Here is a 5,646-nt window from a genome sequence, read left to right as displayed (position 1 = left end):
CAGGCGGTAACGATTGCAGCCTCATGGACACAGTCCACGACAGGAAACCGCAGGTCAAGACAGGCCACCGATCCCCTGACTATAGATAACGACCGATTCCGGCACGGCCGCGAGCTGCACCGCGGCGACGTTGTGAATCGCGGCGATGAATGTCGTGTTTCCCACGCCGCTTACCGTCCGATGAGGAGTGCTTCTTGGGCGGCGTCGACGGCCTCTGGGATGAGGCGTGTCTGCTTGTTGATGTCGAGTATGCGGTTGATCTGGGTGACGAGTCTGTCGGCGAGACGGAAGTTTCCGTTGGTGGCGCGGACGATTGCGGCGAGAGCTGCGGTGTGCGCGAGACCGGAGTCGTCTGGGTCGGGGTCCGGGAGGCGCTGCGCGACAACGGCGGTGAGCTCGTCACTGCGTAGCGCCCGGTACTCGTGAGCGAAGCCGATGCGGCTGTAGAGCTGGGGGTAGCGGGCGAGCCGTTTTTCGAGGCCGGGCATGCCGATGAGGATGACGCCCATCCGGTGGCGGTCGTAGAAGTCGCGGACTTGTTCGAGGCCGGCGGTTTTGAGTCGGTCGGCTTCGTCGATGATGAGCAGTTCGGTGTTTCCGCTGTGTTGGGACTCGGCGTGAACGAAAGGATCAACGTGCCCGTGTTCGGCGTAGTCGATGGCCCAGGAGATGTGCTGGCAGGCCCGGGGCAGGCCTTGATCGATTTGCTTGATGGTCGCGGCGACCGTGGGTGTGAAGAATGCCGTGCGGCTTCGTTGCACGGCCTCGGGCACGGGCGGCAGTGAGCCCTTGCCGCGGGAGAGCGGGTACCACTGCTCCCATTCGTCTGTACCGGCGTAGTTGCGTGCGGAGCGTGTCTTCCCGACGCCGGGTGGTCCGTAGCAGAGGCCGATGTAGCGGTGCGATCGGACGGTATCCGCGAACTCTGTAAACCGTCGGTGCTCACGTGTGGTAATGAATGCGGGCAAAGTGTCCGCGAGGGGCGGAGGCGCATCGGTGAACTCGTCGAAATGACCGTTGAGGAATCGGCGTCCGTCATCGTCAGGCGTGAAAAGAAGAGACCGGGGCGTGCTGTCTGGATCAGTCACTGGCATATGTCCTCAATCCGTGTCGCGCGGGAAGTGTCGCGGGCTGGTCGGGGGTTCTGTCGGGGGCCGTTGCGATCTCGGGACGGTGGCGCGTGTCTTCGGGAAGGGAACCCGCATGAGCGGTGAGCTCGCGGAGTTGCTGCTTCAGAGCGCGACGCCGCGCGTTCCTCGCGGTTTGCAGATCAGCAAAAGAGACGGTTTCCGAGGAGCGTTCGGGGGAAATTGCGCGGCAGAGGAATGCGTTGTCGTGGAAGATTCGTATCTCTCCGAGGTCGCGGAGGTCGTACCGCACCGTGACGTCTTCCCCGACGTATGCGGCGAGGACTGGTGAGATGTATCGGGTCGAGGCGAAACGGATCCCGTCGCGTTGCACACGGCGGGGCGTCGCTGCGGTGAGTAGAAGCAGATCGATGTCTTCCGGGCGAGCGGGTGTTCGAGGGATGAAACTGTCGCTGCGCCATCGCTCGTGCGGGGCAGCACCCGTCGATGAGTGGATGCGTTCGTTGTATTCGTCGACGATGAATCGCTCGAGAACGTCATCGAGCTGGTGCAAGGTCAACCTGGGTTCGGTGATGGGCGATCCACCGGTGCCGTGCGGGATGAAGCCGGGCAGGTGCGGCAGCAGCTCGGTCGTGATCGTTCGGTAGAACCGTTCGATCTTGCCGCGCCCCTGTGGGACGCCGATCCGTGAGTGAATCAAGCGCACGTGCACGTCGAGGCACACGTGCTCGATCCTGGTCGAGGTGAAATCGGACCCGTGATCGCTGTAGAGGATGTCCGGGAGGCCCGACACCACCCACTTCGGGTTTCGTTTCCGAGCGACGGCCTGGTGGAAAGCCAATGCGGAATGCTCGGCCGTGGGTGCTGAGACGCTGACCGCGTAGCCCGCGATCGCTCGTGAGTAGTCGTCGAGCACGATCGTGAGCCAGGGGCGGACGGCCTGCTGCCGGTCATCGAGAATCATCACATCGAGCAGAGTGTGGTCCATCTGCCACTGTTCATTCGGCGCAGAGGTTGTGCGGCGGTAGACCAGCTCGAACTTGTCTCGATAGGCCGCGTCCCTGCCGTCCGCGAGAGCGGTCAGGCCCGGGTCGAGCGCGTGCACGATTTCGCGGACCGTGGTGTACCCCGGGACGGATAGTCCTCGGCCCCTGGCGATATCACCGATGCGGCGGTGGATATACGCGATCGTCGGCGCGGGTCGCCGCACAGCAAGCGCCTCAATCGCCTTCACCAGCTCGGCGTCGATGTGCCTCGAACCCTTATCGCTGCGAGGTGCCCGTGAGAGCTGTCCCGTTTCCATCCGGGCTGCCCAGCGTTGCAGGGTCCGTACGGCGACGCCGGAGTGTTCCGCAATGCGCGTCCACGGCACCCCGTCCTGGTGTTGGCGCACAAGCTCGGCTTTCTGCCGATCGCTGAGGTGCGCCATGATTCCTCGTTAGGACCGCTCGACGTGCTCGGCCAGGTGCCGGTAGATCGTGGGCCGGGACACTCCGAACGTGTCGGCAATCTCTTGGACGGTGTGGCCGCCCTCGTCGTACATCGCCCGGGCCTGCCGGATCTTCGTCGGCGTCATCTTGAACTTCGGGCCGCCCTTCCGGCCCCGGGCGCGGGCGGCCGCGAGGCCGTCGTGGGTGCGTTCGACGATGAGGTCGTGTTCGAACTCCGCGATCGCAGCGAGCATGTGGAAGAACAGGCGACCTCCCGGCGTCGTCGTGTCGATGCCCTGCGAGAGTGCCTTCAAACCGACCCCGCGCTGTTGCAATTCGTCCGCGACCTGTTTGAGGTTTCTCACCGACCGGCCGAGCCGGTCAAGTTTCGTCACGACGAGCGAGTCTCCCTCGCGCAGATATCCGAGGGCTTCCGTCAGTGCCGGCCGTTTCGCCAGGGTGCCGGATGCGTGCTCGACGAAAATCTTGTCGCAGCCCGCCGCATTGAGCGCATCCGTTTGGCCGTCGGGATTCTGGTCTCGGGTTGAGACTCGGGCGTAACCGATCGTGGCCATGCCTCAGTGTAACGTGAACGCCGCTTGTTTTACATAGATTGCTGACACGGGTAGTGAGACACGACTCGCCGAACTGGCCGACCAAAATTCCGGATGACTCATGAACGGTCCATCATGTTACTATACTAACCTGTTTGTATAGTAAAGCGGTAGCGAGGAGTCGGATTGATGAGAAGCGATACTGCGCCGAAGCGGCGATGGTGGTTGTTGTTGACGGTAGGCGCGGGTTTGCTCCTCATCACGCTGGACAACTCGATTCTGTACACCGCGCTCCCGACGCTGACCGAGGAGCTGGGCGCTTCGGGGTCAGCCTCACTGTGGATCATCAACGCCTACCCTGTGGTGATGGCGGGTCTGTTGCTGGGTGCGGGGACGCTGGGCGATCGAATCGGCCACCGCAGAATGTTCGTGGTGGGGCTGTTGATCTTCGGCCTGGCATCGTTGGCTGCAGCGTTCTCGGTGAGCCCGGGGATGCTGATCGCCTCGCGTGCGCTGCTGGCCGTGGGGGCAGCAGCGATGATGCCGGCGACGCTCGCATTGATCCGGTTGTCGTTCAATGACGTGAAAGAACGAAACATCGCGATCGCGATCTGGGGAAGTCTCTCAGTTGTCGGCGCCTCGCTCGGCCCGATCCTAGGCGGGTTGCTGTTGGAGCGGTTCTGGTGGGGATCAGTGTTCCTGATCAACGTTCCGGTTGTGGTCGCCGCGCTCATCGGGACCGCGCTCGTCGCGCCGCGTAACGACGCTGATCCCTCCAAGAAGTGGGACCTGCTGTCCTCCATCCAGGCGATGGTGGGCCTCGTGGGCACGGTGCTCTTTATCAAGGAGCTCGCCCATGTACCGCAGAACTGGCCTCTGATTGCAGGTGCTGCAGTGGCTGCAGTGGTCGGGTTCGTGTTGTTCGTACGTCGTCAGCGACGGATGAGTGAACCGCTTTTGGACTTTTCGATTTTCCGCAACAAGGCCTTCACCGGAGGCGTCCTGGCTGCTGCTTTCGCAATGTTCACGATCGCAGGCGCGCAGCTCATCACAACCCAGCGCTTCCAACTCGTGGAAGGGTTCAGCCCCTTGCAAGCGGGTCTTTTGGTTGCAGCGATCGCCCTCGGTGCTCTGCCCTCGGGGTTGCTCGGAGCTGCGTTCCTGGACACGCTCGGCCTTCGACTCATTATTTCCGGCGGCCTCGGCGTTGGCGCCCTCGGGCTGCTGCTGTCGATCACCGCGGTGGCAACAGACACCTTCGCCTTGCTCGTGGCCGGATTCGTCGTGACCGGGCTCGGCCTGGGTGGAGCGTTCTCGGTCGCTTCCTCCGCGATCATGGGCAATGCCCACCCGCGCAAAGCTGGCATGGCTGCGTCCGTGGAGGAGGTGTCGTACGAAATGGGGTCGCTCTCGGCCGTCGCCGTGCTGGGAAGCCTGCTGACGTTTGTGTACGCCTTCACAGTTCAACTCCCCATTGGTTCCCCGGATGCAGCCCGGGAGAGCCTGGCAGACGCACTGGCCGTCGCTGACGGGAACGCCGAGATAATTGCTGCAGCGACCACTGCATTTGACACTGCCTACCTGGTGACGATGATCGTCTTGGGCGTGGTCTTGGCAATCGGGGCCGTGACTACCAATGGTCTACTGCGTGCCTACGGTCGCAACACTCAGGCCATGGAGTTTGCGGAGAACCACTGATGTTCATTCCAGCGAGAGAGGAGCAAGGTGCGAGAGAGCAAACGGACCGTAATTTTGGACGCCGCGGTCAATGTCATCGAGTCTGACGGGATTACCGCCGTCACCTTCGATTCCGTCGCGGCAGCAGCTGGCATTACCCGTGGAGGGATCATCTACCACTTCCCTTCCCGAGAGGAGTTGATCGCGGCCATTCATGAGCACATGGCATGCCGTTGGGAGAGCCAGCTCGAAGTTGCCTGCGGTAAGCCGGCCGACGAGACCACCGCGCTCGAACGGCTCATCGCTTACATCCGCATGGCGGCGACACCAGCCACTCGAGCAGAAGTGCAGATGATTCTCGATAGTCATCACACTGAGAACCAGGACGCTTGGGATCGTGTTATCCAACGCTGGGCACCACGACCGCAACCGACAGATGATCCCGCATATGCCCTGGCACTTTTGGCTGCCGATGGCCTCTGGGTCACCGACGTACTTGGAAGCACCAGCATCGCTACTGAGCAACGCCATGAGAGCGCCGAACGTATCATCGACCTCATACGAGATAACGAACGCATCGCGTCATAGACCACACCAGCCGGGCAGCAAACGAAAGAGGAGGAACCGGCGCGCGTATCCGGAGCGCTGTGCTTCCAGCCAATCTGTTGGCCGGTGACCGGCATAACGCGCGTCTCGAGACGAGACACAGAGCCCCTCACTGGATTCAGAGCGACGCGAGAATCGCGACATTTAGCGCCGCAAGTCACACGGCCTCGGCGGGCCGTCCGGCACGGCTGCCCGAAAACGGTCGTTATCTATAGTCAGGGGATCGGTGGCCTGTCTTGACCTGCGGTTTCCTGTCGTGGACTGTGTCCATGAGGCTGCAATCGTTACCGC

Annotated in this window: 5 protein-coding genes; 2 read left to right on the top strand and 3 right to left on the bottom strand. The window is 62.5% G+C overall.

All coding sequences use genetic code 11. The features are described from left to right. Positions 1-170: 170 nt before the first annotated feature. From AB0K08_RS16825 to AB0K08_RS16815, 3 genes are read right to left on the bottom strand one after another with little or no spacing between them, the layout of a single operon-like run. A complete protein-coding gene (locus AB0K08_RS16825; RefSeq protein ID WP_060920706.1) occupies positions 171-1,094 on the bottom strand; it encodes an AAA family ATPase in 924 nt (307 codons plus the stop codon). Then, positions 1,081-2,517: a Mu transposase C-terminal domain-containing protein gene (locus tag AB0K08_RS16820; protein ID WP_060920705.1), complete on the bottom strand. Its 1,437-nt coding sequence runs from the start codon at positions 2,515-2,517 to the stop codon at positions 1,081-1,083. The genes AB0K08_RS16825 and AB0K08_RS16820 overlap by 14 nt, the downstream gene beginning before the upstream one ends. 9 nt (positions 2,518-2,526) lie before the next feature. Next, positions 2,527-3,093, bottom strand: coding sequence for a recombinase family protein (locus tag AB0K08_RS16815; protein ID WP_363356474.1), 567 nt, complete (start codon positions 3,091-3,093; stop codon positions 2,527-2,529). A 168-nt stretch (positions 3,094-3,261) separates the two neighbouring features. Between AB0K08_RS16815 and AB0K08_RS16810 the strand changes: the two genes are divergently transcribed. Together AB0K08_RS16810 and AB0K08_RS16805 are read left to right on the top strand one after the other, a co-directional pair. Beyond that, on the top strand, positions 3,262-4,770 hold the full coding sequence (locus AB0K08_RS16810) for an MFS transporter (protein ID WP_363356472.1): 1,509 nt from the start codon (positions 3,262-3,264) through the stop codon (positions 4,768-4,770). 27 nt (positions 4,771-4,797) lie between these two features. After that, positions 4,798-5,337 carry a helix-turn-helix domain-containing protein gene (locus tag AB0K08_RS16805; RefSeq protein ID WP_332106597.1) on the top strand — a complete coding sequence of 180 codons (540 nt, stop codon included), beginning with the start codon at positions 4,798-4,800 and terminating at the stop codon, positions 5,335-5,337. Positions 5,338-5,646 lie beyond the last annotated feature (309 nt).

Origin of the sequence: Citricoccus sp. NPDC055426, from assembly GCF_040677445.1 — a bacterium.
Classification (GTDB): domain Bacteria; phylum Actinomycetota; class Actinomycetes; order Actinomycetales; family Micrococcaceae; genus Citricoccus.
This window is presented reverse-complemented; position numbering and strand designations above follow the sequence as displayed.